The sequence below is a fragment of the Embleya australiensis genome (genome assembly GCF_051903075.1).
Lineage (GTDB): Bacteria > Actinomycetota > Actinomycetes > Streptomycetales > Streptomycetaceae > Embleya.
Genome location: NZ_CP182422.1, coordinates 5,516,801 through 5,543,796, shown reverse-complemented (window position 1 = coordinate 5,543,796; position 26,996 = coordinate 5,516,801). Strand labels below are relative to the sequence as shown.

The window sequence follows — 26,996 nt, the reverse complement described above, 5'->3', positions numbered from 1 at the left end:
CCCGCGCACCCGCCCGCCTCAGGGCAGGTGGTCGGGGTCCGAAACGTGCGTGATATCCCTCACAATCCGGCGGCATCCCGGATGTCCCGGACGAACGCGGCGACCCGGGTGTACACGCCCGGCTTGCCCGCCAGTGCACATCCGTCGCCCCAGGACACGATCCCGGCGACTCGGCCGCCGATCAGCAGCGGTCCGCCGCTGTCCGCGCTGCACGCGTCCTTGCCGCCCCGCTTCTCCCCCGCGCACACCATCGACGCGGCGTCGTAGGTGCCGTACCGCCCACCCGGATACGCGGTACCGCACGTGGCATCGGACACCACCGGCACGGTGACCTGCCGCAGCGTCGGGGAGTAGTCGCCCCGTCCCGTGGTGTCACCCCAGCCGACCACCGTCGACGGGGTGTCGACGGCGTACACGTCCTCGTCCGCGCCGACCAGCGACGCACTGCCGGTGCTCAGCGGCTCCTCCAGGGTCAGCACCGCCCAGTCGCCCGAGATCCAGGCGGCGTCGAAATCCGGGTTCACGTACACCGAGCCGACCGCGACCTCGCGGCCCGCGGTGGTGCGCAGATCGGTCCGGCCCTGGATCACCTTGAGATCCGGGCGATCGTCGCGTTTTCCGTTCTGGTCGAACATGCAGTGCGCGGCGGTCAGCACCTTCGTGGGTGCGATCAGCGTGCCACCGCAGAACTGCCCCGATCGCGCGGAGCCGTACTCGGCACGACTGGAGAGGGCCACCGCCCACGGATAGGTCGCGGTGTCGGCGGGCGACCCGCCGACCACGCCGCGCGGGGGCCCGGCGGGCGCGGAGGGCGCGGCCCCCGTCAGGACCGCCGCGACCACGATCGCGGCCAACGCGGCCGCCGATCCTCGTGTGTACCGCCGGAAACTGCTGCGTTCGTTCCGCTCGGGCGCTCGCACCATCATGGGGAACCTCTCGCCGGCTACCGTCAGGTAGTATCCGGTGCCCAGGCGTGACGATCCGGAATCCTTCGCCCCGGCGAACGGGTGATTGAACCGCGTCCGCACACACGAAGGCCCCGGATGGTGTATCCGGGGCCGTGCGGACGGGTCGATCGGGTCGGTCGGATCAGTCGAGGTAGTCGCGCAGCACCTGGGAGCGGGAGGGGTGGCGCAGCTTGGACATCGTCTTCGACTCGATCTGTCGGATGCGCTCGCGGGTGACGCCGTAGACCTTGCCGATCTCGTCCAGCGTCTTCGGCTGACCGTCGGTGAGCCCGAAGCGCATCGACACCACACCCGCCTCGCGCTCGGAGAGCGTGTCGAGCACCGAGTGCAACTGTTCCTGGAGCAGGGTGAAGCTGACCGCGTCGGCGGGCACGACCGCCTCGGAGTCCTCGATCAGGTCGCCGAACTCGCTGTCCCCGTCCTCGCCGAGGGGGGTGTGCAGCGAGATCGGCTCGCGGCCGTACTTCTGCACCTCGATGACCTTCTCGGGGGTCATGTCGAGTTCCTTGGCCAGTTCCTCCGGGGTGGGCTCGCGGCCCAGGTCCTGGAGCATCTGGCGCTGAACGCGGGCGAGTTTGTTGATCACCTCGACCATGTGGACCGGGATGCGGATCGTCCGCGCCTGGTCGGCCATGGCCCGGGTGATCGCCTGCCGGATCCACCAGGTGGCGTAGGTGGAGAACTTGTAGCCCTTGGTGTAGTCGAACTTCTCCACGGCGCGGATCAGACCCAGGTTGCCCTCCTGGATCAGGTCCAGGAAGAGCATGCCGCGGCCGGTGTAGCGCTTGGCCAGCGAGACCACCAGGCGGAGGTTGGCCTCAAGCAGGTGGTTCTTCGCCCGGCGGCCGTCCTCGGCGATGATCTCCAGTTCCATCCGGAGCTTGGGTTGCACCTTCTCGCCGGAGCCCAGCTTGTCCTCGGCGAACAGGCCGGCCTCGATCCGCTTGGCGAGGTTGACCTCCTGCTCGGCGTTGAGCAGCGGGACCTTGCCGATCTGCTTGAGGTAGTCCTTGACCGGGTCGGCGGTGGCGCCCGCGGCGGCGACCTGCTGGGCCGGCGCGTCGTCCTCGTCGTCGGAGAGGATGAAGCCCTTGCTCTCCGGCTCGTCGGGTACCGCGTCCTCGACGACCACGTCGGGCTCGTCGGGCAACTCCTCGGCGTCCGGCTCGGCTTCGCCGGCCGTCTTCTTGGCGGCGACCTTCTTCGGCGCGGCCTTCTTGGCGCCGGCGGCGGCGGTCTTCTTCGCGGCGGCCTTGCGCGGCGCGGCGGCGGGTGCCGGGGCGGCCTCGGCGATCGGGTCCGAAGCGGCGTTCTCGTCGGGTGTCGTGGCGCTGGTGGTCGGCTCCGCCGTGATACCGGGAGGCGTGAAGCCGGGCGCCGTGCCGCCGGGCGCGGGGGCGGCCGGCACGGGGGCGGCCGCGGCGCGGTTGGTGACGACGGTCTTGGTCGCCGTGCGCTTGGCCGCGCTCTTCGCCGCCACGCTCTTGCGACTGCGCTTGGGCGCCGCCGAGTCCGCGGCACTGACCATGATGGTCACCCCCTCCTGGTCGAGGACCTGGTTGAGGCTGCGCAGGACGTTCTTCCACTGGGTGGCCGGAATCTGGTCGGCCTCGAACGCCTGGCGCACCTCGTCGCTGGCGATGTACCCCTGGGCCTCACCCCGCTCGATCAACGACTTCACATTGACGAATTCGGCGATCTCGGGCGGGAGCGAACGGGATGTGCTGGCCGACACAAACAACCTCTCGACGATCTGGACGGCGTCACGGCCTGGTGAACAGGCAGGCGCCGCCAAGCGAACGACACTCGGGCGGACAGCGCGTGGTTCCGGCAAACCGGTTGCACTCGAGTCAGCGCTTCGGCTTGTTTTGCTATTCCCGAACGGCTGCCACCTTCGTACTCATCGGGCCAGGCGAAGAAGTGTTACGCGCCCCTTCAGTGGCGCAGCTCACACGATTCCCCCTTGCGGCGCGCGCCACACCCTGTGTGAGGGATGTATGCGGGATCCGCCTCAATCGTCGCCGGTGATCCGCACCCCCAGGATGGTCACGTCGTCGTCGCGGCCCCGGTCGCCGATGAGTCCGTCGAGGATGGCGGTCAACAGCGGCTCCAGGCCCTCGTTGGCTCCTCGGGCCATGTCGACGAGGTCGTCCAGCCCTTCGTCGATGCCGCGTCCGCGCGTCTCCACGAGCCCGTCGGAGAAGCCGATCAGGATGTCGCCGGGATCGAGGCGCACGGTGTGCTGGGTGCGGTGTTCGGCCACCCCCAGGGGCGTGGACTCCTCGCCGATCTCGACCAGTCGGGACTTGCCGTCGGCCGAGACGACCACCACCGGCAGATGCCCCGCGTCGGCGAGGTCGAGCAGGCCGGTGGTGGGGTCGATCACCGCGTAGACGAGCGTGGTCAGCGACTCGTCGTCCTCGGTGGCGGTGAACAGCCGGTCCAGGCCGGTGAGTACGGCGGCGGGTTCGGGATCGGTGAAGGCGAGCGCCCGCAGCGCCGAGCGCACCCGGCCCATGCCGGCCGCCGCGGTCAGCCCCTTGCCGATCACGTCGCCGACCACGATCGCCACCCGCCCGTCGGGCAGTTGGAACACGTCGTACCAGTCGCCGCCGACCTCGAAGTCGGGCGCGCCCGGCAGGTAGCGAAAGCCGAACTCGACCCCGGGCACCGCGGGTAACCGATCCGGCAGCAGGCTGCGCTGCAGGGCGACCGCGGTGCGGTGTTCGCGCTCGTACAGCCGGGAGCGCTCGACCGCCAGCGCGCACTGCCCCGCGAACGCCTCCAGGAAGATGCGGTCGTCCGACCCGAACGCCCGTCCGTCGTCGAAGGTGTAGCGCAGCACGCCCAGCGGCGCGCCGGAGCCGACCAGCGGCAGGATCGCCCGGGAGGCGCCGGGGCCGTCGGCGCAGGTGTACCGCGCCACTCCGTCGGTGACCGCCGCCACCAGGTCCGCCGGCCAGTGTGCGGGCATGCCCCGGCGGCGGCCGACGGTGCGCTGCGCGGGCACGTTGGGCCAGGGGTACACCGGTGTGGTCTCGTCGAGGAGATATGCCTCCGAGCACACGGCGGCGATGCCGACGCCGAGTTCGCCGATCGCGTCCTCGACCTCGGGCACGCTCAGGGTGCCGGCGATCCGCGCGGTCATCGCCTGGAGGCCGGCGGTGCGCCACTGCCCGGCGCGCAGCAGGTCCTCGCAGCGACGCTGCTCGGTGACATCGCGCACCACCAGCAGCACGCCGATCGCCGGGCCTTCCTGGTCGACAGGGTCGGGAACGGGCAACCACTGTGCCTCGTAGGCCCGTTCGCGCCCGTCCACGGGCTCCGGCCGGGCCGGGTCGGCGGAGTCCGCGAAATCCGGGGCGTCCGCGACGCCGTCGGGGCCGGTCGCGTGCGGCTCGATGTGGGGTTCGCCGTCGGCCAGCACCCGGGACAGCACCGCCTCGATCCGCCGGCCCCGCGCGTCCGGGGAAACCTCGCCGGGACGCTTGCCGAGCAGATCGGCGGCGGCGCGCCGATGCATCCGGGCGAGCGCGCCGCTGACCCGGCGACAGCGCAACTGCCGGTCGTAGAAGGCGAATGCGGTGGATCCATGGGCGCTCAAGGTGTCGAGCAACGCCGCGTCGACGGCCGCGGGCCGCTCGCTTCCGCCCTTGTCGTCGTTCATTGCCTCACAACCCCACCTGTTGGCAATTACGGGCCGGCGAGTCGGATCGAGTCAGATATCGAGAGTACGCACGCGAACCGCCTCACCGGGAGGATTGCCCCGAACTCTCCCCGTCTCGCGCGCCACGTGGCGAACTGCCGTGCGCATGTGGACGGGTCGGGGTCGGTCGTCGGTCCGCCGGCGGATGGCCGGGCCATCCATCGGAGCGGCGACCGAGGCATACGCGCGCCCCTCCGTCGACCCGGGCGGTGGGTCGGCGAAGGGGCGATGCGCGGTATCCGGGACGCGGCGGCGCGGGTCATCCCTCGCGGGGGGCGGGGAACTGGCGGTCCACCTCGGGGTGTACCGCGAGCAGCGACCGCATGGCGGTCTCGGCGCTTTCCCCGTCACCGGCGGCGACCGCGTCGACCAGACGCGCGTGCAGCGCGACCGACGCCTCCGACAGGTGTTCGCACCCGGCGACATGGCCGCCGGACACCTGGAGGGCGGCGGCCAGGATGCTCGCGAGGTGGTCGAGCATCCGGTTGCCGGCGACCTGGAGCAGCAGGCCGTGGAACTCGGCGTCGGCGCGGCTGAAGGTCAGCGGATCGGGCTGGGCCACCGCCCGCTGCATGATCTCCACGACGTCGCCGAGCCGACGGACGATCTCCGGGTGGTTGCGACACGCGGCCATGTGCGCGGCCAGCGGCTCGATCCCCCAGCGCAGTTCGAACAGTTCGCGACGCTGCGAATCACGCTGGGGGCCGCACGCGCGCCACTCGATCACGTCGGGGTCGAGCAGGTTCCAGTCGCTCACCGGGCGCACCCGGGTGCCGACGTTGGGCCGGGCGCTGACCAGGCCCTTGGCTTCCAGGACCCGGAGCGATTCGCGCACCACGGTCCGGGAGACCTCGAAACGCTGGCCGATCTCCTCGGGCACCAGCGGGCGTTCGGCGCCGACCTCGCCCGCGACGATCATCTGGCCGAGCTGCTGGACGAGTTGGCCGTGCAGGCCCCGCCCCCGGCCGACGCCGGGTTTGCGGACGGCGCGGGCCGGTTCGAGGTCGGGTCCGTCCCACACGTACGGCCGGCGGGACATCGGGTCGGTGCCGGCGGCGCCCGGCTCGCCGGCGCGGAACGCGTCGGCCGAGCCGCTCGCCGGGGCGTGGGTCATTGTCTGATGGGCAGCGATACTCACGCTCTCCATCTCGGCCTCGAACGGGTCGGGCTTGAGCCGCAAACCCGCTCCCGGCTGAAAAACACACGAAAGGGTGATCTACCTTGCGGGTCGATCGTCCGAAAGTGTGAAGCCCGCACGACCCCACGAAGCGGCCCCGCCCTCCGAGGCGGCCCCGTCCTCAGGCCCGCCGACGACGGAACGTCACCATCGCCAGTACGGCGACCACACCCGTGAGTCCGGCCAGAGCCGCGCCGTCGACCAGCGGCGACCACGCGCCGCCACCCTCGCCGACCACGAGCATCCGGTCGGCGGCGCGGAACGGAAGGTAACGCACCAGGTCCCGCTGCGCCGGCGGAACGCCGGCCCGAATGGCCGCCGCGATCAGCCGTTCGGCGCCCGCGGGCAGCGCCGCGACGGCGACCGCGATCAGCGGCGCGCCGCGGGACAACACCCCGACGCCCAGGCCGAGTACGGCGGCGAGCACCACGTAGCCGACGAAGCCGACCAGGATCCGCGGCGCCGGAGGGTCGATCGCCGCGAGGTCCGGGAAGGTCGGACCGAACACCGCGCGGGCCGTGGCCAGATCGGCGCCCACCGCCAGGACCGCGACCAGCGCGGCGGCGAGCGCGGTGCCGACGACCTTGGCCAGGAACACCCGGTCGCGTCGCGGCAGGGCGAGGAAGAGCGTGGGCAGCGCGTCGCGACGCTGCTCGTGCGCACATGCCAGCGCGATCGCGAGCATGATCGCCGGGACCAGGACGGGTGTGTGGCCGGGGCCCGCGGTGAGCAGGTTGGCCACCTCGCCGGAGCCGATCGGCGCGGCCCCGGCCTGGCGGACCGCCACCCATGTGCTCCCGGCGGCGAGTGCGATCAGCGCCAACGCGCCCCACCAGGTGGCGCGCAGGCTTCGGGCTCGCGCGAGTTCGTACCGGATCGCGCTCATGCGCTCCTCACCTCGTCGGTCTGTCGGGCACGGTCGGCGGAGCGCCAGGCGCGGGCGAATCGACGCCGCGGCGGACGCGCGGCGGGCGGGTCGTCGAGGGCCGGCCCGGGCGCGTCGAGCGGGTGTACCTCGGGCGCGGCCTCCGGGGCCGGTTCGGCGCGTCGGGGGTCGGGGGTGAGGGCGGTTCTCGGGAGGTCGACGCGGGTGGGGGTGTCGAAGCGGGGGCCGGATGGGGCGAGCGTGGACTCGGCGAGGGCTTCGGTGAGGTGATCCGTCGTCGTCGGGGTGGGATCGACGCGGTGGTCGGTGGGTGATGCGGGGGTGGGGACGGGCGCGGGTGCGGGCGCGGGTGCGGGTGCGGGTGCGGCCGGGTGGTGGTCGGCGCGGACCGGGTCGTCCGTCCAGGCCAGGTCGTCGGTCCAGGCCGAATCGTCCGTCTGTACCGGGTCGGCGGGGTGGTGTGTCGCTCGGTCCGCGGGTGTCGGGTCGGCGCGGCGTCCCGTTGCGGTGGGCACCGCGTCGGCGGGGGGCTCGGGCGGGTGGGCGTTGGGGGGCTCGGCCTGGTGCTCGGTTCGGTGCCCGGCGTAGTGCTCGGTCCGGTGTTCGTCGCGGGTGGGTTCGGCCGTGACGGCCGTGCGCTCGCGGCGGCGGGTGATCGCATCGGCGAACGCGTCGCCCACGCCCGGCTCGCGTTCGGTCAACTCGTGCAGCAGTACGCCGCCGCGGAAGGCGATCTCGCCGACCCGGGCCCGATCCGCACCGATCGCGGTGAGTGTGGTGCCCCCGGGGCGCGTGGTGTGTACCCCCTCGGCCCGCAAGAGCGCGGACAGCCGGGCCACCTGCGGGGTCCGTACCGCCACCCCCGTGCGCACCCCTCGGCGCAGGAAGTCGGCGGCCGACTCGTCCGCGACCAGCCGCCCGCGGCTGATCACCAGCACCCGGTCGGCGCACCGCGCGGTCTCGGCCAAGATGTGCCCCGCGACCAGGACGGTACGACCCTGGGCGGCATAGGCACGCAGGAAGTCGCGCAGCCACCGCACCCCCTGCGGGTCCAGGCCGGCGGCCGGTTCGTCCAGGATCAGCGTGTCCGGATCGCCGAGCAGCGCCGAGGCGAGCGCGAGTCGGCCGAGCGCGCCGGCCGAGAGCACCCGGGCCCTGGCGCCGGCCACGGGGGTCAGGCCGACCAGGTCCAGCACCTCGTCGACCCGACGTGCCGGGATGCGCCCGGCCGCGGCGAGCATCCGCAGGTGCGCCCGCACGCGCCGGCCGGGGTGGGCCGCGCCCGGCCCGACGCAGGCGCCGACCACGGTGGCGGGGCGACGCATTCGGCGATAGCGACGGCCGTCGTACCGCGTCTCGCCGCCACCGCGTTCGAGATCGAGCATCAGCCGCAGCGTGGTCGTCTTGCCCGCGCCGTTGGGCCCGAGCAGGGCGGTCACCTTGCCCGGCAGCACGTCGAAGGAAAGGTCGTCGACGGCCACGATGCCGCCGTATCTCTTGGTCAGCGCACGTGTCTGGATCATCGCCATCGCCATCGCTCCTGGTCATCCCATGTGTGGGAGATCTTTGGATCTTTGGCAACATACCGGCGAAATCATAATTTTCCCGGCATTTGGCCCCGTATCGGCGAGCTGGGGAAAAGTCCCCCGAACCTGGACAGGTCGCGGGGTGCGGGAGGACCATCGAACTACCGCCGAGCACGTCTCTGGAGGTCGGTATGTCTCTTCCCGATCCGGGCGTCCTGGACGCCGTCCGCCGCAGGCGGAGCGACCTCGACGACGCGTTGTTGATCGTTCGTGACGGTCTGGTCGCCGACCGCGCGGGTCCGCGCCGGACGGCCGTGCTGTGTGCGGGGCTGCGGGAGTTGCGGGCCGATCTGTACGAACACGTCGCGGCCACCGAGGGGCCCGACGGGCTCTACGAGGAGGTGCGCCGCGCGGATCCCAGGTTCGAACCCACGGTGTGGCGGCTGCGGGGTGAACACACCCGCCTCGGCCTGCTCCTCGACGACCTGCTCTCGGGCCTGGCATACGACCCGCAGGACGCGGCCGGCTGGCCGGCGCTGCGGCCGAGGGTGCTGGACCTGCTCGCCCAACTGGTCCGCCACCGCAGCCGTGACGCCCAGCTCGCGTATGACGCGATGGCAGTGGACCTGGGCGGACAGGGCTGACGCCGACGGGGAGTGCGGCCGGGTCGGTGTGCCGGGGGTCCGCCGCGCCGCGCCATCAGGGCTTGGCCGTGGGGCGGGGGTTGGTAATCGAGCGGGGGTTGGCGATCGGGTAAGGGTTGGCGGTCAGGCTTCGGGGCGCAACATCGGCGGGTTGAGCTTCTCCGCGGAGCCGCGACGGAACAGTTGGGCGGGGCGGCCGCCCTGGCGCGTGGTGGTGCCGCCGGTGGGCACGAGGAAGTCGGGGGTGCCGGTGACCTTGCGGTGGAAGTTGCGCGGGTCCAGCGCCACGCCCCACACCGACTCGTACACCCGGCGCAGCTCGCCCACGGTGAACTCCTCGGGGCAGAACGCGGCGGCCAGCGAGGAGTATTCGATCTTGGACCGGGCCCGCTCGACACCGTCCTCCAGGATCCGCGCATGGTCGAACGCGAGCCGACCGCCGTCGCCCAGCAGTTCGCCGACCGAGGACCAGCGCGCACCCGCCGCGTCTCCGCCGGGGCGCGGCGCGGGCAGGTCGGGGGCCAGGACCAGGTAGGCGACGCTGACCACGCGCATCCGGGGATCCCGGCCGGGGTCGCCGAAGGTGGCGAGTTGTTCGAGGTGCACGGGCAGCCGATCCAGACCGGTCTCCTCGGCCAACTCCCGCGCCGCGGCGGCCTCCAGCCCCTCCCCCTCGCGCACGAACCCCCCGGGCAATGCCCAGGCCCCCTGGAACGGCGGCTCGCCCCGACGAATGGTCAGGGCACTCAGAGCGTGCTCGCGCACCGTGAGGACGACAAGATCCACGGTGACTCCGAAGGGCGGGAAGAGCGAGGTCTCGGAGCGCGGCATGGAGCGATCCTAGTGCCCGAAAGCCACTAGCTGTCTGGCTGACGATAAAACCACCCCCAACCTCACCCTTCCCGCCGGCCCCTCGAGCAACATCCGAACTCCCCCGAAGCGGAGCAACGTTCCGCCGCCCAATTGCCCCACCGACGGGCGGGGTGGCACATCGAACGAAACGGGGCGTGGCGCCGATCGGGACCTGCACGGACCACACCACGGGCCGGCCCGGACCGACAGGGTCGGTGCGGGTGGTCACTGAAGGGGTAGCGGCACGCGGGCGGATGCCCGCCGTGAGGAAACACAGCGCGGGGACGGCGCCCGTCGGCACCGGACGACGGGAGCGCGGGCATGGGGCCGGCTCGATGAGGCAGTCCACGGCTCACGGTCCGTACGGGCCGACGGTGCAGGGGCGGGACGGCGGCCTGGTGAGGGCCCGGGGTCGGGGACGGCGTGCGGGATCCGGCGGGGCGGAACACGATCGCGGCACGTGTGGCCGCAGCCGCGGCGGGCAAGGCGAGATGGTGGCGTGACGCCGCGTGCGGCGGCCGGAGGGTCGTGGCAGCGGCCGGCCCGGGGCTGCCCGGCGCGGTGTCGGACACCCCCCACGCGCCAGGAGACCCGCCACGCCACACCACACCACGCCCGACATCGCGCCGCCCTCTGCCGGGCCCGCCACCGCCACATCCCGCCGCCGCCCGGGTCGTGCCGGCTGCCGGCGGGCGGGGGTTGGCTATGTGGAGAGTTGGAGGGATTCGGGGGCCGCTTCGATGATGGGTTGGCCGGTGCGGTTGACCCGGACCGTGAAGGGGTCGCCGGCGATGCGCAGGTCGCGGAGTTCGAGTTCGCCGATGTCCAAGGGGCCGCCCGGGCGCACGGTGACGCGGCCGGTGGGGGCGTCGGGGCGGATGCCGGCGAAGGCGACCAGGACCGGCAGGATCGCGCCCGCGGCGCGAGCGTGCGGGCGGCAGGCCAGCGGGTGGGCCACCGGTGCGTGGCCCTCGACGCGCTGTTCGCCCACGTGCATCTCCGGCAGCCGGTACTGGAACCACGGCGCGGCGTCGAGCAGTCCGGCGAACAACCGCTGTGCGGCGTCGGGATGACCGGCCTCGGCCAGCCCGGCCACCGCCACGCACGTGTCGTGGGTGCGCACCACCCCGCCGCGCGCGGCGAGCGGGTGATAGCCGGGCGTACGGACCGAGGCGCCGCGCAGGCCCCAGCCGCAGTCCAGGTCGGGCGCGGTGAGCCGACGGGCCACCGCCTCGCTGCCGCCGGCGTCCAGGATGCCGCTGCCGGGCAGGTGCGCCATCGCCGACGAGGCCACTGGGATCGGCCGACCGCCGGGGTCGAGCGCCGCCGCGTAGTACTCCCCCGCCGCGTCCTCGGCCCGGAACGCCCGGCGAAACGCCACGGCCAACTGCTCGGCGCGCTCGCGCAACGCCGCCCCGCCCGGCAGGTCGTGCGCGTCGAGGAGCGCCGCACCGTGCCGCGCGGCCTCGTACGTCTGGGCCTGGAGCTCGCACGGCGCCGGCCCCTCGGGCCCCAGTCGGACGAAGTCGCCGGGCCGCTCGCCCAGCGTCCGGGTCAGATGTCCGAGCGCGCGGCCGAGCGCGGGCAGCAGCGCGGCGGTCTCGGTGGCCGGCAGCCCCCACCGCCACGCCTCGCCGAGCAGCGTGACGAACAGCGCGGTCGAGCCCGCGCAGTCGTAGCGCACCTGCCCGCCGCCCCGCCCCAGGGTGTGCGGGATCCGCCCGACCTCCTCGCCGACCCCCGGTCGCGACCGCACCCCCTGGCGCGACGCGAGCAACCGCAGCACGCCGCTCGCGAAGCGGGTGCCCAGCGGCAGCAACATCCGGGCCGTCCACAACGCGTCGCGCCCGGTGGGGGCGAGTTGCCAGGGCACGCCGACGGCGGGCAGCGCCGCGGTCGGCAGGTTCGGGTCGGGGACCACGAGCAACGCCCGCAGATCGCGCAGGCCCTGGTCGACCCAGGCCGCCACCCGTACGTCGTCGCAGCGCACCCGCGGCTCGGTCCACGGCGGTCGGCCCGAGACCGCGCGCGGGCCGGACCGGCCGGGAACCGGCTCGGCGAGCACGCGCATTTCGACCGCCCACGAGCGGGCCGGCTCCAGCGCCACCTCCCAGCGCAGCGTCGCGGTGGCGGCCAGCGCGGTGTCCGGCGCGGGCTCGGTCACCGCGCGCACGGACATCCCGTCCGGCGCACTCCAGCCCAGGCCCGCCGCCGCGACCCGGGCGGGCAGTTCGGCCGGCCGGTATCCGGCGCGCAGCGCGTCGAGCGGGATCAGGTCGGCGCCCAGCACCATCTCGACCGGGAAGCTCAGCGACCGGCGACCGGTGTTGCGCACCACGATCCGCTCCCGCCCGTCGGCGAACCGGGTGCGCTCGACCACCAGGGCGGGGTCGGGCGTGGTGTCCGCGGCGAATCGGCGCATCGCCAGGTATCGCACGGTCCCCGCGGCGACCACGTGCCCGGACACCGGCTCCGGCTCGATGCCGCCGAGCGTCAGCACGTTGCGCGAGAGCGTGCGTCGCCCGTCGTGGTACATGCCCTCCACGCCCTGACCGCGCAGTTGCCCGTCACGACCACTGATCACCATGCCCGGCGCGTCCACGCAGACGAGCGCGTCGTGCGCGACCGGATGTGGAATCGTGCTCACCGTCACCGCTCTCGCCTCCCGCTTCTCCCAGGTCCCACGCGGGGCCGTGTCCGCGCCGGTCCACCCGGACGGCGGCGACGCGTCGAGCCGCACCGCACCCCCGCGTTCGACAACCGGCCCCCGGCCCCCCAACGCTCATGGCGCCCGGTTGGTCACGGCATCGCGGAAGATCCGCCGCCGCACCTCGGCGGCGCTCAGCGGACTGTTGATCGCCGAGTGCAGCAGCCGCGCCATGGTGTATCCGGGATCGGCGCGCAACGCCCCGGTCACCGCGACCCGGGCCAGCACCCCGTCGTGCGCCGTCCAGGCCGCCCACGCGGCGAGGGTGAGCGGCGGCGCGGACGCGGGCGCGAACGCACGACGGGCAAGCACGGTCCACAGGGCGAGCAGCGTGCGGTCGTCGGCCTCCCCCGGCGTCTCCCCGTGCCAGGCCATCACCTCGTCCCGCACCCGCGCGTCGCCGAGCCCCAGCACCAGCCGCGCCGCCTCCTCCGGCTCGATCTCGGTATCACCGGCCCGAAACCGAACACGGTGACTCGCCAACGCCATCAAGGTGCGCCCCGGCTCGAAGCCCGCGGGATCACCCCGCACGTCGGTATACGCACGCAGCATCCGCTCACGCATCGCATACTCCGGCGGCCGAAACAGCCGCACCAACTCGGCCAACGAGGCCGGCTCCGGCAACCCGGCCCAAACCGCGGTGGCGGCCACGGTCGAATTACGTTCGGTACGCAGCGGCGTGCCTTCCATCGGGCAACACCGCGCATCGGAACACCCATAGGACCACCACCGCCCGGCGGCAACACACACCGCTTCCCGAACCTCGATCCCCAGAGCCGCACACTCCCGCACAATCGCCACATACAGCGGCCGCAACCGACCAACAGCCACGGGCAGCCCGCCGAGGGAGGCGGAGGACGAACCAGGCAACGCCTCCGCGCGTCCTCCCGACGCATCCGAAGCGCCCAATCCACCGGCGGTATCGGCTACACGCGACGCACCCGCCCCGTCGGATCCACCGGCGGTGTCGGTCGCACGCGACGTCCCGGCAGCCTCCTCGGCCCCGCTCACCGGGCTGCGCTCCCCGTCCGCGTATATCGCCACCGCCACCCCGCGCGCGCCGGTCCGCACCAGTAGGCGCGCGAAGTGCCGGGCGGCGTTCGCGAAGTCGGCCGGCGCCGGAAGGTCGTGCCGCAGAACCGGCCCCACCCGGCTCCGATCCCCCGGCAGGATCCCGAGCAGCACCACACTGTCGGTGGGCCGCACACCGATCAAATACGGCACGGCCTCCACCAGATCGGCGGGCGAACGAACCCGCAGGACGGACTGCGGGGACATGGCCACATAGGGCGTACGGTCGAACCCATCGGTGTCGTTCATGCATCGAGCGTGCGCTCGCCCCCACCCCCGACCGGACTTGTCCAACCGGGCTGTGCGCAACTCGCCCCTTGTGGACCGCCGATTCGACACCACCGAACCACAGCATCCCCACGGCCAAGGCCCACGCAAGCCTTCAACGGCTGCAGCGAACCCAACCGAAGCCACCAACCGACCCGCAGCGGACCAGCACGCCCGAAACCACGGGGTGAGCGGGCAGACTCGGGCCGAGTCCGCAGGGGAGCCTCCCCGAGTGAGCCGGGCGCCCCCGGCGCACGCTGCGCTTGTGGTTGCGGGTGACCGGTCCGGGGCCGGCCAGAGTCGGCGACGGGCCGCCGCCGGCGTACGGGGCTCCGAGACGGAGGGCTCCCGACGAGACGGGTGTGTTGCTCACCGAAACCCGGCCGGCAGCGGCGGGCAGGAGGGCGCTCGGGTCGAGCCCGCCGGGGAGCCTTCCCGAGTGGGCCGGGTGTTCCCGGCGAGCGTTGCGCTTTGGGTTGCGGGTGGCCGGTCTGGGGCCGGCCAGAGTCGGCGATGCGCCGCCGCCGGCGTACGGGGCTCCGAGACGGAGGGCTCCCGACGAGACCGGTGTGTTGCTCACCGAAACCCGGCCGGCAGCGGCGGGCAGGAGGGCGGCCGGGTCGAGCCCGCCGGGGAGCCTTCCCGAGTGGGCCGGGTGTTCCCGGCGAGCGTTGCGCTTTGAGTTGCGGGTGGCCGGTCTGGGGCCGGCCGGAGTCGGCGATGCGCCGCCGCCGGCGTGCGGGGCTCCAAGACCCGGGCCTCCCGACGAGCCTGGCGCAGTGCTCGGCGAAAACCGGCCGGCAGCGAGGGAGCGGGAGGGCGCTCGGGTCGAGCCCACCGCTGGCGTTCCCGACTGAGTCGGGTGTTTTCAGCGGGTGTTGCGCCTTTGGTCGCGTGGGCCGGTCCGGGGCCGGTCCGAGTCGATCGTGGGCCGCCGCCGGCGTGCGGGGCTCCGAGACCCGAAGCTCCCCACGAGACGATCGCGTTGCTCACCGAAAACCGGCCGGCAGCGGCGGGCAGGAGGGCGCTCGGGTCGAGTCCTCCGAGGAGCCCTCCCGAGTGGGCCGGGTGTTGTCGGCGTGTGGGTGGCGAGGTTCACGAAACCGGACGGTGTGGGGTGCCGTGACCTCGGCGTGAGAGAAATCCGCAGGTCAGCGCGGAGAGGGGAGGGTTTGAAGGGTCTCGGGATCCGGTTTCGGCCCTCACTGGGCACTTTCGGTCCCCTCGACGACCTCCGCGAGGTCGCAGCGCCCGCAGCTGCCTCCGACCAGGCAGTTTCGGTCTCCATACTCGCGCCGAAGAGGCCGGAGCACACGAAACCCGGCACTCGACACCCGACTCTCCACCCCGCCCCCGCAAAACCGCAGGTCACAGAAACCCGAAACCCACAACCACCCACCGAGATCCGGTTCCGAACCCCAACCCACCCCGGAAGGCTCCTCGGCAGACTCAACCCGAACACCCACCCACTCCCCCCTGCCGGCCGGATTTCAGTGAGCAACACGCCCGCCGGAAACACCCGACCCACTCGGGAAGGCCACCCGGGAACCCGACCCGACCACCCACCCGCCCCCTCGCTGCCGGCCGGTTTCCGGTGAGCAACACACCCGCTTCGTCGGGAACCCTTCATCTCGGAGCCCCGCACGCCGGCGGCGGCCCACCATCGACTCAGACCAGCCCCGCACCAGCCACCCGCAACCACAAGCGCAACGCCCGCCGAAAGCGCCCGACCCACTCGGGAAGGCTCCCCGGCGGGCTCGACCCGGCCGCCCTCCTGCCCGCCGCTGCCGGCCGGTTTTCGCCAAGCAACACACCGGTCTCGTCGGGAACCCTCCGTCTCGGAGCCCCGCACGCCGGCGGCGGCCCACCACCGGCTCAGACCAGCCCCGCACCAGCCACCCGCAACCACAAGCGCAACGCCCGCCGGAAACACCCGACCCACTCAGGAAGGCCGCCGGGGAGCCCGACCCACGCTCCCGGCTGCCAGCCGCTTTTCCGTCGACCAAAGCACCCGTCTCGGAGCCCCGCACCGGCCACCCGCAACCCAAGGCGCAACGCCCGCCGAAAACGCCCGACCCACTCGGGAAGGTCCCCGCAAACCCAACCCCCACCAGAGACCCCGCCCCCACCCCCAAGCAAACAGGCGCGCCAACATCGCGCGGCAAGCCCGCGTGGGCCGTCGCCGTCGCGCGGTGGGGCGGACGTGCAGCCGAGCCGGGTGACGCAGGCGGGCCGGGGCGTTCTGGGGTCGGGCGGGGGTGGTTGTGGGCGAGGGTGATCGGTGGGTAGGCGACGCGTTTCTGCACAAAAGCGTGCACCGGCTCTCCTCTCCGTCGGGGTGGGGGGTTACAAAGGGGGCATGAAACAGGACGACGCCGGCACCGGCCCGAGCGATACCGGCCGCAGCGATACCGAGCCGGGCGCCCCCGAACCAGGCGAAACCGAGCCAGGCGCCACCGCACCGGGCGCCACCGAACCAAGCGCCACCGATCCCTCCCGGCCCGACCCCGGCTCCGCCCCAGAGGACGGGTTGCGGGAACGTGCCGATGCCGTGTTGCGGGAGCTCGTAGGGGGTGCGGCTCGGCTGCGGGAGGATCAGTGGCGGGCCGTGGAGGCCCTGGTCGCGCGGCATCGGCGGGTTCTGGTGGTGCAGCGCACCGGGTGGGGCAAGTCGGCGGTGTACTTCGTGGCCACTGCGCTGCTGCGTGCTCGTGGGGCGGGGCCCACCGTGATCGTTTCGCCGTTGTTGGCGTTGATGCGCAATCAGGTCGATGCCGCCGCTCGTGCCGGGATCCGGGCCCGCACCATCAACTCGGCCAACGTCGACGATTGGGACGCGGTACAGGCGGAGGTCGCCGACGGCACGGTGGATGTGCTTCTGGTCAGCCCGGAGCGGCTCAACAATCCAGACTTTCGGGACACCGTGTTGCCGAAGTTGGCCGCCACCACCGGGCTGCTCGTGGTGGACGAGGCGCACTGCGTCTCCGACTGGGGGCACGACTTCCGGCCCGACTACCGTCGCCTGCGCACCCTCCTGGAGGAGTTGCCGGCGGGCGTTCCGGTCCTGGCCACCACCGCCACCGCCAATGCCCGGGTGAGCACCGACGTGGCCGAGCAACTGGACCCGACCGGCGACGCGTTGGTCCTGCGCGGCGCGCTCGATCGGGAGAGCCTGTCGCTGGGCGTGTTGCGGCTGCCCGATCCGGTCGAGCGGCTGGCCTGGCTCGACACGCACCTGCCCGAGCTGCCGGGCTCGGGGATCGTCTACACGCTGACCGTCGCGGCCGCCGAGGAGGTCACCGCGTTCCTGCGCTCGCGCGGCCACGCGGTCGCCTCCTACTCGGGCCGCACCGAGGACGCCGAGCGGCGGGTCGCCGAGGCCGACCTGCTGGCCAACCGGGTCAAGGCGCTGGTGGCCACCTCGGCCCTGGGCATGGGCTTCGACAAGGGCGACCTCGGCTTCGTCGTACACCTGGGCGCCCCGCAGTCGCCGATCGCCTACTACCAGCAGATCGGCCGGGCCGGGCGCGCGGTGGAGCGGGCAGACGTACTGCTGCTGCCCGGCCGCGAGGACGAGGCGATCTGGCGCTACTTCGGCTCGCTGGGTTTCCCCGCCCGCGAGCAGGTCGAGCGCACCCTGGCCGCGCTGGAGGAAGCCGGGCGCCCGCTGTCCACCCAGGCCCTCGAACCCCTCGTGGAGCTGCGCCGCAACCGCCTGGAGCTGATGCTCAAGGTGCTCGACGTCGACGGCGCGGTCAAGCGGGTGCGCGGCGGCTGGATCACCACCGGTCGGCCCTGGGCCTACGACGCCGAGCGCTACGCGCGCGTGGCCGCAGCGCGCGAGCACGAACAGCAGTCCATGCGCGACTACCAGGCCGACGGCACCTGCCGGATGGAGTTCCTGCGCCGCTGTCTGGACGACCCGGGCGCCGCCCCGTGCGGGCGCTGCGACACGTGCGCCGGGCCGCGCCACGACACGCGGGTGGATCCCGCCTCGCGCGACGCGGCCCGTGCCGCGCTGGGCCGGCCGGGCGTGGAGGTGGAGGCGCGGCGGATGTGGCCCACCGGCATGGCGGTCACCGGGGTCGCGTTCAAGGGCCGCATCCCCGACGGCGAGCAGGCCGCCGCGGGTCGGGCTCTGGGCCGCTCCTCCGACATCGGCTGGGGCAACCGGCTGCGGCCGATCCTGGCCCCCGGCGCGCCCGACGGACCCGTCCCCGACGCCGTGTTCGCCGCCGTCGTCGAGGTCCTGGCCGGATGGGGCTGGCAGCGGCGACCCGGCGGCGTGGTCACCATCGCCTCGCACACGCGCGGCACGTTGATCGACAGCCTGGGCGAGCGGTTGGCCGAGGTCGGCCGGCTGCCCTGGCTGGGCCGGGTGGAATACGCGCCGGGCGCCGGCGGCCCCGCCCCGCGCAGCAACAGCGCCCAGCGGCTGCGCACCGTCGCCGACGCGTTCGTGCTGCCGCCCGACGTCGCCGAGCGGGTGGCCGCCCTCGGCGCCCCGGTCCTGCTGGTCGACGACCGCACCGACACGGGGTGGACGCTCGCCGTGGCGGCCCGCCTGCTGCGTCGCGCCGGCGCCGTCCAGGTGTTGCCCCTGGTGCTCATGGTGGAGGGGTGACCCGCCCGGGACGGCCGCCCGCCCCACGCCGGCCGGTCGCCCACCCCGCCCCGCCCGGTCGCCGCGCCGTCACACGGACGTAGCGAATGATCACCGGTACGTGTTGCCGAGTTCGTCGACGTCACGCAAGAATCGACAAGGCGTTCTCTTCACTTTCCCGTGCGGGCCCCGTCGGCGCCGCTCCGCCGCGAGCCGCCCGTAGTCGGAGCGTGCGCCGCTGTCCGCCATGGACGGAAGGAGGACCGTGCACATCGCCGCAACCGCGTCCCCGGCGCCGGCCCACACCGGCACGCCCCCGGCCAGTCCCTCCCGCTGGTTGGACCCGGAGTCCTGGCGCGCGCGCCGGATTCCCCTGCTGCGCGATCCGCGAGCACTGCTCAAACGGCTCGACGATCTGCATCGGCCGGTGGCCCGCACGGCGGTGGTCGCGGTTCTGGATCGATCCGAACGGCCGGTCGCCAGCGCGTCCTTCGGCTTCGGCGAGGGCCGCACCGACGGCTGGCGCTGCCGCAACCTGATCCTGGCCAACCTGCGCCTGATCGTCCCCGACGACCTGCGCCGGGGCACCCCCACGCACACCACGGTGTTGGCGGTGCATCGTGAGGGCGGGCGCGGCTGGGTGGCGGACGACGGCCGCTGGATGTGGGGGCTGCACGACGCGTGTGTCCTGCACGGTCTGCGCTGCGGCGCCTTCGCGATCGTCGCGGAGGACGGCTGGCAACTGGTCGCCGACGGGCGTTGCGGACGTACCCCCGCGCTGCCCCCGGGCCGCGACGGCGGTCCCGGCGCCAAAACGCCGATCAGGGCAGCGGGCATCGCCCCGGCCCGCCCCGCGACGGAACTGCCGCAGGTGCGCTACCTGCCGGAGACGGGGCCCACTCCCCTGGTACGACCCTCCGCGTCCTGATGGACACGTGTGTGATCAGGCGGTGAGACCACGTTCGGCGAGCCAGTCGACCAGATCGGTCGTGACCGTCAACGCGTGGTCCTGAACGAGCTCCGGACTCTGCAGCCGCACTCGCAGATGTTGCGCGTGGAACGGCTTGATCCCGGAGATCAACTTGCGTACCCCGAACACGTTGCAGAACGCCCGGTCGTCACCGGCCGAGAAGGCGCGGTCCCATTCCTGGCGTTCTTCCCCGATCAAGGTCGTGTAGGCGTACCGGTTGAGATAGCCCGACAACATGTCGATGACGGTGCTACAGGCCCGGTACTGCTGGATTTTCAGCCGGTCCTCCTGGTCGCTGAGGAACCGGTCAAGGAGCTGCGCGATCGACGGCGATTCCGACATGGCAACGAACCGTAGCCGACCTTGGCGATCCGCGGGGCAGGGGGCCCGAGTTCGGTCGGACCGGATACGGCCGGGCCCCCTACGTGCTACGACGTGTTACGCAACGCCGGTGAGCGCGCGCACCTGCTCCACGTCGCCGCAGACCGTGACCGACGCCCCGGCCGTGAGCGCCGAGGTCAGGATCCGACCCGCGTCGGCGCCCTCGGCGAAACCGTTGACCACGACGACGACCGCGGCCCGCCGCAGCGGACGCGAGGCCGGCAGCGACGCGTAGAACACGTCCTTGCCCTCGTCGTACTGGCGCCAGTACTGCGCGGCGCCGAACGTCTCCTCGTGCTGCTGCCACGGGTGCGGCCCACCCGTGGTCAGCACCAGGATCGCGCCGGGCTCCGTGCCGGCCTCCAGGAGCGCGTCGACCGCGTCGTCGGCGACGTCGAAGACGTCGTCGGCGCCGGCGGGGATCAGCGTCACGCGCGGCGTCGGCGAGGCGGACGGGTCGGGGCCGGGCTTGGTCGCACCCGGCTTCGGGGGACCGGGCTTGGCCGGACCGGGCTTGGCCCCCGCGCTCGCCTGCCGCGGCACGGCGGGCTTGGGCGGGCTCGGCTTCGGGCGCGGTCCGGGCTTGGGCACCGCGCCGGAGGGACGCGGCACGGACGGGGTCTCTGCTGCGGACGTCGTGTCCGCGGTGTTTTCGGCAGTCACCGGATTCACAGTCATGTCTGGGGAAGGCTCGGTTCGTTCGTGGCGGTACCGGGATGCCCGGCGGTGAGGAGACGCGGGGAGGGATCGGTGGAGTCCCGTTCCCCGGAGAACACGCGCGGCATGGTGGCAGTCCTATCAAAGCCGCGCGGGGCGTGCCCACCCAGGGTGCTCCTGGGGTGTGGCCCGGGCGTACGACGGCGCATACTACGATGCCCCGTCAGCTCGGCCGGATCAATCGTCCACCACCACCCCGTGCTCGATCACCAAAGCTGCCAGCCCCTCCGCGTAGCCCTGACCGACCGCCCGCAGGCGCCAGGAGTCGCCGCGCCGATAGACCTCGGCCAGGATCATGACGGTCTCGTCGCCTCCGCTCAACCGGAATTCGGCGAGTCGACGGCAGGTCACGGGGTCGACGATACCGACGGTCACCGGCACCTGGGCGAAGGTGGTGCCACTCGTCGCGTCCAACGCGAGCGCGACGACGACCCGACTGCGGCCGGGGGGCAGCGTGGTGACGTCGATCTCGACCGAATCCGAGCCCGGTTCCACGTCGTTGGTGGTCCCGGTCTGGAGTTTGCCGGCCAACCGCACCGCGCCGCTGGCGTGTACCGGCTGGTTGAAGAACACCAGGTCGCCGTCGTCGGCCACCCGCCGATCGTCGTCGAGGACGAGGGCCACGGTGTCGCCGTCCACCTGCGCCGGCGCCCACCACGCGGCCTCGATCCGCACCGTGCCCGCGAACGGGCCCAGATCCTCGATCGTGACCGCCTGCCCCCGCGTCAGCCCGCGCGGCGGCGCGATCGCCGGCCGCGGCGGCACGGTCGGCACCGGACCCTCGGCCGCCGACTCCGCCGACACCTCGCCCGACGCCGGGTGTTCCGGCTTCGGCGGCACCGGCTGGACCGGCCCGGACGGCCCCGGCACGGGAGGCGGCACCGGCACCGTCGGCCGCGGCGTCGTGCGCCCCCCCGCGCCCGGCGGCACCTGCGGCGGCGTCTGCGGTCCCGGTACGGGCGGCGGCGTACGCGGACCCGCGTCCGGCACCGACGGCACCTCGGGCGGCGGCGGCAACACGTCCGGGACGGTCGCCTCCAACACCTCGGCGGCCGACGACCCGGCCGCGACCGGCAGATCGGCCGCGGTCGGCGGCGGCGGAATGCTCGGCAGCGTCGCCCCGGCACCCGGCACCGGCGCCGGCGTGGTGGCGGACCCCGCCCCGGACATCGGCGTGCCCGACGCGGACTGTGCCTCGGTGACGTCGAACGCCTCCGTCGGCGCGTCCGGCCCGAACGCCTCCGTCGCCTCGAATGCCTCGGTCGGCTCCGCCACCGCGGGCAGCACGTCCGAACCGTCCACCGGGGTGTCGTAGGGTCGGTACGGTCCTGGCGTGAACGACCCGGCGTCGGCCGCCACCGACGCGCTCGGCCGGGGCAGCAGGAAGCCGCTGGTGGTGCGCGGCATCCCCGGCACGGCCAGCGCCAACGACGCGGCGGCCACCTGGGACGCCGCGTCGGCCGCGCTGCTGCGCCCGCGCTCCAGGTCGGCGAGCAGGGCCAGGAACACCGGCTCGATCAGCACGCGGATGCCGCGCTGCCGGGCCCAGTAGGTGCGGTCCGCGGACTCGTCCGGATCGGCGACCACAAGCACGTCCACCCGGTCGTGGATGCCCGACGCCACGGACAGGTCCGCCCGGGCCATGCGACGCTCCAACTCGCCCCGGGTGACCGCCAGATAGCCGTGGAACAGCACGTGCAGACCCGACTCCAGCGGTCGCCCCCGGGCCAGGATGCGCGGCCCGCCACGACCCTCCTCGACGGTCGAGCGGGCCATCCCGACGATCTCGTCGAGCGCGGTGCGCGGAATGCCCAACTGCGCCGCGACCCGGGTCAGATCGGCCCGTTCCTCCCGGTCGATCGGCCCGGCGGCGACCATCGACGCGGCCAGCGCGGTCACGTACAACCGGTCCAGGTCCTTGCGCTGCTCCTCGGAGATGCCCAGGGAGACCGCGAGTTCGGCGAGGTCGATCGCCTCCTGCGGGGTGATCACCCGGTCCTCCAGGGCCGCGTCGAGCACCGCCAGGTAGCTGTCGGGCCCCTCCCCCACGCCGGTCGGCGGCCCGTACGCGCGGGCCTTCTCCAGGTACGACACCGCGTCCCGGCGGCGCACCTGCTCGGCCTCCTCGCGAGCGCGCCGGGCCGTGTGCGCGTCGTCGCGGGTGAACACGCGCGGCGGATCGGCGCTGCGCCGCGGCCAGTTGAGCGAGGCGGCCACGGTCCGGGCCTGCTGCCAGTGCCGGGCCTCGCCCGCGCCGCGACTCAGGTAGTGCTCCAACAGGCGCGCCGTACCCATCGCCTTGGCCGCCGCGCCGTGTCCGCCGTCCACCGGCACCCCGGCCGCCTCGCAGCAGGCGAGCAGGGTGAACCTGGGCGCCTCCGGCAGGTGGTGCGGCGCCTCGCGCATCGTGCATACGGTGGTCAGCGGCGGCACGGTCGGTCGGCCCCGGCGCTGGAACTCGCGCTCGACGAAGCCGATGTCGAAGCGCGCGTTGTGCGCGACCACGACCCGCTGCCGGAACAGGTTGGCCAGCCACGGCGCGACCTCGGCGAAGGTCGGGGCGTTGACCACGTCGTCGTCGAACAGCCCGTGGGCCTGGAAGTCGCCGGCGGGACCCTGCGGATCGAGCAGGGTTGTGAAGAACTCGGTCACGCGTCCGTCGAGATCGCATTGCGCGACCGCGATCTCGATGATGCGATGTCGATGTGGGGACAAACCCGTCGTCTCCACGGCCACCACCGAGTAGCCGGGGCATGCGAGGCGATCACCGATGCGCACAGTCACCCCCCAATGATGATGTGCCCGGTGCGGCCTCCTTCGGTCGCACCCCGGCAAGCCCGACCTGCGGCGCGCGTCCACCGTACGCGCTCGCGACCGGTGCGGGGTACGGCGCGACCGATCGGTCGTAACCGTACCGCTGGTGACGAGTCATCAGATATGACACACGATCAGGACGTGCTCGCCGAGGGCTGCGGCTTGCCGACCCGGATGCCCTTCAGGACGGTGTCGAGCGTCGCCTTGTCCGGGGCTCCGGCGGCGATCGCCAGCTTGAACAACACGCACGGGTATCTGCCGTCCTCGTTCTTCTCGTCGATCACCACCGCCTGCGCCCAGGCGGCGTTCGCATTCGTCCCCAAGTCCTGCGGCGCGCCGGAGACCCGGCCGCGCAGGATGTATCCCGGGTGACCGTCCACCGTGATCGCCTTGTCCAGTTCCATGCTCTCCAGCTTGACCTTGCCCTTGCCGCCGTCGCCGCTCACGGACTTCTTCAGATCGGCGACCACATCGGTCATGGAGTCGGCCCGGCGAGCGGTCAGCGTCAGATCCGCCACGTAGCACTTGCGCTCCGCCTGGAACCGGGTCTCCACATCGGATCCGCCGCTGCGCGACGCCGACCTGCTCGGGCAGGGGCCCTCCACCGCCTGGTCCGCCGGGGAGTCGGGGTCGGGGACGATCCAGTCCTTGAACCTGGGCACGGTCAGCCCGGTGATGGGGTCGGTGAGCGTGCCGTCCGTGGCCACCGTCGTGCCGCCGTCGTCGTCCCCGCCCAGAAGCACGATCAGCGCGGCGATCAGTCCGCCCACCACGACCAGCGCCAGCACGCCCAGTCCGATCGCCTTGCCGCGACCGGGTCGGGCGGCGCCGGGGGGCGGCCCGATCGGCTGATAGCCGCCGGGGTATCCCCCCTGGGGGTAGCCGGCGTGTGGCGGACCGGGCGGGGCGCTGCTCGGCGGCGGCGGAATCTCGCCCTGCGCACGGGTCCGGGTCGAGGCGGTCCACTGCGCTCCGTCCCACCATCGCTCGGAGCCGGGAGCCGACGGGTCTTCGTACCAGCCGGGAGGAATCGAGGCAGTCACCCGCGTGACGGTACAACCGGCCCCGGCGCGACACGAGCGCCACCCGACAAACGTGACCGTTCGGAAACGCGGACACCGCGAGCGGGCGCGATCAGCCCAGGTCGAGGCCGAGTTGACCGTCGACGGCCGGCTCCGGGCGGGGTCGCTTCAGGTGCCGCCACGCGGGCAGGTCGTCCCAGTACGCCCACGACATCCGGTGGTGGGGGGTGGGGCCGAATTCGGCCAACGCGGCGCGGTGCACCGGGGCCGGATAGCCGGCGTTGCCCGCGAAGCCGTACTCGGGGTACTTCTCGCCGAGGCCCGCCATCATCGCGTCGCGATGCACCTTCGCGAGCACCGAGGCCGCCGCGACGCTGACGCACGACTGATCGCCCTTGATCACGCAGCGCACGACCCACGGCGCGCCGAGGAAGTCGTGCTTGCCGTCCAGCACGATCGTGTCGGGGCGGATCGGCAGCGCGGACAACGCGCGCACCGCGGCCAGCCGCAGCGCGGCGGTCATGCCGAGCGTGTCGATCTCCTCCGGCTCGGCCGCACCGAACGCGTACGCCCGCACCCACGGATCGACCGCGGCGGCCACCTCCTCGCGACGCCGCGCGGTAAGCAGCTTCGAGTCGGTGAGCCCGGCGGGCGGTACGGACAGGTCGGTGATCGCCGCGGCGACCAACACCGGCCCGGCCCACGCACCACGCCCGACCTCATCCACGCCCGCCACCACACGTGCGCCGCGAGCGATCAGCTCCCGCTCGACGTCGTAGGTCGGCGCCGCGATCCGCCCACCGCCCTTACGCGGCCCGACGACCTTCTTGCCGGCCGCCTTCTTCCCGGCCACCTTCTCGGCGGTGATCGTCCTGCCCGCGACCTTCTTGGCGACGACCTTCTTGGCAGCGACCTTCTTGCCGGCGACCGGCCCGGCAGCGGCCTTCGTGCCCGCCGTTGCCCTCGGGGCGCTGCGCGCCCGGGTATGCGGCGTGGTGTCGGTGCTCGGCTCCGGGGCCGTTGCCGCGGTGTCCGCCGGGGTGTTCGTCGGTTCGGCGCTGGGCTGCTTCACGCCTCCACCGTAGGTCACCCGTCAGCGGTGGCCGACCACCGTCTCGCGCTCGCCGTCGGCGATCGAAAGCGGCGGCTTGGGCTCGAAGTAGGTCGACACCCCCGCCGCCCGCAACCGGTCGCGCAGCGCCCGCGCCCCGGCCGCGCCCGCCAACGCGGCCTCGGCCGCCGCGGCCAGGTCCAGGTCGACGCCGTCGTGGTCGGTGACGGTGCCCGTGCCGGCCCAACTCGGCCGCATCCGGCCCCGCCCCGACTCGACCCACGCGCACTCCAGCAGGGCCGCCAGCGCCTCGGCGGTGCCCTCGCCGTGCCGGGCGATCAGTTCGTCGCCCCGCCCCTCCACGAGCAGGCCGAGCACCCCGCCGAGGGTGACCGGATACTCCACGCCCGCCCGCCGCGCGGACATCCCGAGCGCCGCCGCCCGACGGGCCAGCCCGAAGCCGAGCAGGTGCCCCAGGAACGCCTCGTCGGACAACTTCACCAGACCGTCCAGCGGCGCGAACCCGCGCCGCCCGAGGTGCCCGTCGTCGTCGGTGGCCAGCAGGTACGGGTGCACATGCGCCAACAACCTCGGTTCGGCCGACGCGCCACCCACCAGGTCCGTACCGGCGGGTGCGCCCCGCCCGTCCGTCGGCCGCGCCCGCAGCCGTTCGATCCGGTCCACCAGGGCCGGCTCCGGCTCGCTCCCGGCCTCGTCCCGCTCCGCCCGAAAAGCCCGGAAGCCGGCGATCGGGTCGCGCGGTACGCACCCCGCCGCCATCCCCGGCACCAGGAGTTCGTCCCGGAACCGCCGCCAGTCCGCCCGCACGAGAGCCAGCTCGGTCAGCGCGTCCACGACCGCCTCGGTGCCGTACGCGCGCGCGGCGGCCCGATCGGCGGCCCGTTCCTCGAAGCCCACCACGGGCGCGCACACCCGCCGGTACAGCGCCGCGTAGCCCGCCGCGATCCGGGCCGACGCGCCCCGTCCGGCGAACGCGTCGGCCAGCCCGACCACCGCGTCCACGCCGTGGCAGGCGATGCGGTCCGCCAGCGGGGGTCGGCGGCGGCGGGAGTGGCCCAGCGCGTGCGCGATCACCACCCGCAGCCGGCGGCCGGTCATCACATGGGGCAGCGTGCCGCCGAGGACCAGGTGTCGGTGCAGCAGCGTCCCGGGCCGGCGCACCACCCGCAGTTCGCACCCCGCGCCGCCGGTCAGCACGATCCCGTCCGGGACCGGCACCCGCAGGTCGGCGGCCACGTCCTCGACCAACTCCCACAACACCGGCTGCGCCACCGCGTCGACGGCGAGTCCGGCCGGCAACCGGCGCGGGCCGGCGAGTTCGAGCAGCAGTGCGACCACCGCGACCACGCCCAGGCCCCACAACACCGCCGCGCCCGAGGTGAAGAACCGCCCGTGGTCGACGATCGCGCCCGTGGCGAAGGCCACGACCAGAAGCGGCAGCGCGAGCACGACGTAGAGCACGCCGAGGAGCAGTACCCCGGCGAGTGCGCGTAGGCCCGTCCGTGCGCCCATCGGTCCCCCTCGAGGAATATTCACCCGTTCGAGGACGACCCTAGAGCCTGGCCCACGACCCGCGCGGGATCCGCGGGCATCCGTGCATATCGACCGGCGGC

18 protein-coding genes are annotated in these 26,996 nt (G+C 73.5%); 3 read left to right on the top strand and 15 right to left on the bottom strand.

Features of this window, described 5'->3' with window-relative positions; translation table 11 throughout:
• Positions 1 to 59: 59 nt before the first annotated feature.
• From ACMXN5_RS24045 to ACMXN5_RS24020, 6 genes are all read right to left on the bottom strand, one after another.
• A complete protein-coding gene (locus ACMXN5_RS24045) occupies positions 60 to 923 on the bottom strand; it encodes a S1 family peptidase (protein ID WP_439678064.1) in 864 nt (287 codons plus the stop codon).
• Between the two features lie 166 nt (positions 924 to 1,089).
• Entirely contained in the window at positions 1,090 to 2,709 is a 1,620-nt protein-coding gene (locus ACMXN5_RS24040; RefSeq protein ID WP_439676938.1) for an RNA polymerase sigma factor, read from the bottom strand.
• A gap of 270 nt (positions 2,710 to 2,979) precedes the next feature.
• A complete protein-coding gene (locus ACMXN5_RS24035) occupies positions 2,980 to 4,635 on the bottom strand; it encodes a SpoIIE family protein phosphatase (RefSeq protein ID WP_439676937.1) in 1,656 nt (551 codons plus the stop codon).
• Between the two features lie 298 nt (positions 4,636 to 4,933).
• Positions 4,934 to 5,788, bottom strand: a complete 855-nt coding sequence (locus ACMXN5_RS24030; RefSeq protein ID WP_439676936.1) for a FadR/GntR family transcriptional regulator — start codon at positions 5,786 to 5,788, stop codon at positions 4,934 to 4,936.
• Positions 5,789 to 5,972: 184 nt separating this feature from the next.
• Positions 5,973 to 6,737 carry a hypothetical protein gene (locus tag ACMXN5_RS24025; protein ID WP_439676935.1) on the bottom strand — a complete coding sequence of 255 codons (765 nt, stop codon included), beginning with the start codon at positions 6,735 to 6,737 and terminating at the stop codon, positions 5,973 to 5,975.
• Positions 6,734 to 8,260 (bottom strand): ABC transporter ATP-binding protein, encoded by a 1,527-nt coding sequence (locus ACMXN5_RS24020; protein ID WP_439676934.1) that lies wholly within the window; start codon positions 8,258 to 8,260, stop codon positions 6,734 to 6,736. The genes ACMXN5_RS24025 and ACMXN5_RS24020 overlap by 4 nt, the downstream gene beginning before the upstream one ends.
• Positions 8,261 to 8,454: 194 nt before the next feature.
• Between ACMXN5_RS24020 and ACMXN5_RS24015 the strand changes: the two genes are divergently transcribed.
• Complete coding sequence (locus ACMXN5_RS24015; protein WP_439676933.1) at positions 8,455 to 8,907, top strand: hypothetical protein; 453 nt, start codon at positions 8,455 to 8,457, stop codon at positions 8,905 to 8,907.
• Between the two features lie 123 nt (positions 8,908 to 9,030).
• Here the strand turns inward: ACMXN5_RS24015 and ACMXN5_RS24010 are convergent, their stop codons facing one another.
• From ACMXN5_RS24010 to ACMXN5_RS24000, 3 genes are all read right to left on the bottom strand, one after another.
• Positions 9,031 to 9,738 (bottom strand): NUDIX hydrolase, encoded by a 708-nt coding sequence (locus tag ACMXN5_RS24010; RefSeq protein ID WP_078974980.1) that lies wholly within the window; start codon positions 9,736 to 9,738, stop codon positions 9,031 to 9,033.
• Positions 9,739 to 10,462: 724 nt separating this feature from the next.
• Positions 10,463 to 12,406: a glycogen debranching N-terminal domain-containing protein gene (locus tag ACMXN5_RS24005; protein WP_439676932.1), complete on the bottom strand. Its 1,944-nt coding sequence runs from the start codon at positions 12,404 to 12,406 to the stop codon at positions 10,463 to 10,465.
• 135 nt (positions 12,407 to 12,541) lie between these two features.
• The gene (locus ACMXN5_RS24000) at positions 12,542 to 13,786 is read right to left on the bottom strand and encodes a DUF4192 domain-containing protein (protein WP_439676931.1); all 1,245 of its coding nucleotides are present in this window, start codon (positions 13,784 to 13,786) and stop codon (positions 12,542 to 12,544) included.
• A gap of 2,377 nt (positions 13,787 to 16,163) precedes the next feature.
• On the opposite strand from ACMXN5_RS24000, the gene ACMXN5_RS23995 reads away from it, so the two are divergent.
• Together ACMXN5_RS23995 and ACMXN5_RS23990 are read left to right on the top strand one after the other, a co-directional pair.
• Positions 16,164 to 18,428 (top strand): RecQ family ATP-dependent DNA helicase, encoded by a 2,265-nt coding sequence (locus tag ACMXN5_RS23995; RefSeq protein ID WP_439676930.1) that lies wholly within the window; start codon positions 16,164 to 16,166, stop codon positions 18,426 to 18,428.
• A gap of 244 nt (positions 18,429 to 18,672) precedes the next feature.
• A complete protein-coding gene (locus ACMXN5_RS23990) occupies positions 18,673 to 19,335 on the top strand; it encodes a hypothetical protein (protein ID WP_439676929.1) in 663 nt (220 codons plus the stop codon).
• 15 nt (positions 19,336 to 19,350) lie between these two features.
• Here ACMXN5_RS23990 and ACMXN5_RS23985 read toward each other — a convergent pair whose 3' ends face one another.
• The 6 genes from ACMXN5_RS23985 to ACMXN5_RS23960 form a co-directional block, all read right to left on the bottom strand.
• Positions 19,351 to 19,719: a hypothetical protein gene (locus ACMXN5_RS23985; RefSeq protein ID WP_395788461.1), complete on the bottom strand. Its 369-nt coding sequence runs from the start codon at positions 19,717 to 19,719 to the stop codon at positions 19,351 to 19,353.
• Between the two features lie 96 nt (positions 19,720 to 19,815).
• Positions 19,816 to 20,421, bottom strand: coding sequence for a hypothetical protein (locus tag ACMXN5_RS23980; RefSeq protein ID WP_439676928.1), 606 nt, complete (start codon positions 20,419 to 20,421; stop codon positions 19,816 to 19,818).
• 231 nt (positions 20,422 to 20,652) lie between these two features.
• Positions 20,653 to 23,259 carry a TerD family protein gene (locus tag ACMXN5_RS23975; protein ID WP_439676927.1) on the bottom strand — a complete coding sequence of 869 codons (2,607 nt, stop codon included), beginning with the start codon at positions 23,257 to 23,259 and terminating at the stop codon, positions 20,653 to 20,655.
• Positions 23,260 to 23,423: 164 nt separating this feature from the next.
• Positions 23,424 to 24,332, bottom strand: coding sequence for a DUF2510 domain-containing protein (locus ACMXN5_RS23970; RefSeq protein WP_439676926.1), 909 nt, complete (start codon positions 24,330 to 24,332; stop codon positions 23,424 to 23,426).
• 91 nt (positions 24,333 to 24,423) lie between these two features.
• Positions 24,424 to 25,104, bottom strand: coding sequence for a ribonuclease HII (locus tag ACMXN5_RS23965; RefSeq protein WP_439678063.1), 681 nt, complete (start codon positions 25,102 to 25,104; stop codon positions 24,424 to 24,426).
• Between the two features lie 300 nt (positions 25,105 to 25,404).
• Positions 25,405 to 26,895, bottom strand: a complete 1,491-nt coding sequence (locus tag ACMXN5_RS23960) for a hypothetical protein (protein WP_439676925.1) — start codon at positions 26,893 to 26,895, stop codon at positions 25,405 to 25,407.
• Positions 26,896 to 26,996: the final 101 nt, after the last annotated feature.